Source organism: Pseudotenacibaculum sp. MALMAid0570 (genome assembly GCF_040151415.1).
GTDB lineage: Bacteria > Bacteroidota > Bacteroidia > Flavobacteriales > Flavobacteriaceae > Polaribacter.
This window is the reverse complement of sequence record NZ_JBDKWF010000027.1, coordinates 1-1369: the sequence shown is the minus strand read 5'-3', so window position 1 is coordinate 1369 and position 1369 is coordinate 1. Positions and strand designations below refer to the sequence as shown.

The 1369-nt window shown below is 26.5% G+C and carries 2 protein-coding genes; both read right to left on the bottom strand.

Annotation, left to right across the window (positions count from 1 at the left end):
• Positions 1–265: 265 nt before the first annotated feature.
• Positions 266–733 (bottom strand): hypothetical protein, encoded by a 468-nt coding sequence (locus AAON49_RS00130; protein ID WP_349551736.1) that lies wholly within the window; start codon positions 731–733, stop codon positions 266–268.
• 428 nt (positions 734–1161) lie between these two features.
• Positions 1162–1369, bottom strand: a 208-nt coding sequence (locus AAON49_RS00125) for a Type 1 glutamine amidotransferase-like domain-containing protein (RefSeq protein ID WP_502942870.1), incomplete at its 5' end; no start/stop codon positions are given.

Genomic DNA, 1369 nt, shown 5'->3' with positions numbered 1-1369 from the left:
AATTCAGATAAGGTTGGTAATAAATAGTCTAAATAACCACTTCCATGTATGGTAGATGTACTTGCAACAATTAGTTTTTTCATAGCCTCAAAAATACGCAATGTACTCTTCAATTAACAAAACTTTATTTTAGATTTAATAAAATTTCAAAATACAAAACCCCAACATAGTATGTTGGGGTTGTTTTAGAATTTATTCTATGATATTTGCACGGAATACAAGCTTTCCAGACGCAGACTGGTCCGCGCTATCGGGTTAATAAATACTATTTTTCACCTTTTTTTACACCAGAGAATGATTTTAAAATTTTAATATTGTTGTCACCATATATACTCATTTCGCTTGTTGTAAATTCAAAACATTTGTCTTGAGTGTGAAACTTAATAACTTCAGATTTTTCAAAAACTTTTTTAGTACTAAAATGATATTTATCAGAATTTAACTTATTTTCTAAAATTTTCGAATCAGGATTTATTAATATCCATTTATCATCCTCAAAACACCCGAAAAAAGAATCATAATTAAAATTTACATTTTTTATATCTAGCTTGACATAATTGTTTTTAGGTAAAACATTTACGTCTCCCGCTATAACATATCTAATATTTTTATTTGTAAATACAGTTATAACACCACCAGTTGAATTGTTAATAATTTTAATTACACTTCTTTTTTCTATAGTGCAACCTATTAAAATAATGATACTAAGTATTATTAATATTCTCTTATTCATCTTAATTTAGTCTTTAAATGAATTCATCTTTATTGCCAATTGTTTTCCTATTTTATAACCTTTTTGTTGAGCTAATCTAGTAGATTTTGTTAATTCAAAAAATAATCATAAACTCTAAATAAAAGTAATCCTAATCCTATTACAAGGAATAATAACCAAAATTTTTTATAAGGTTTGAATTTGTCATTCTTTGAAAATTTAATAACAAAGCTTCCAATTATAGTAGCAACTGGAAGTAGTATTAAACGAAAAAAATCATAAGTACCCATAAAATTTAACTATTCAAAAGAAATATGTTCCGATAACTCGAAATTGTTAGTAATAACAAGAATGTTTTCCGTGACATCTTATCTACTACTAAAAACACATTTAAATTCGTAACTTTCTTGCTAAGATAACTCATTTTCAAAATACAAAACCCCAACATACTATGTTGGGGTTGTTTTAGAATTTATTCTATAGTAACTGCACGGATTGCAAATCCGTGCTATCGGATTTTTAAACTCATGAATTCCTTTCACTGTAATATCAATCTTAGAAAAGGCTTTTTTGGCAATCTCGGTATAGTTATCATATGAAATTCCACTAGGTCTGGCATAAGGAATGAATAATAATTCACCAACTCCTTTAAAAAAT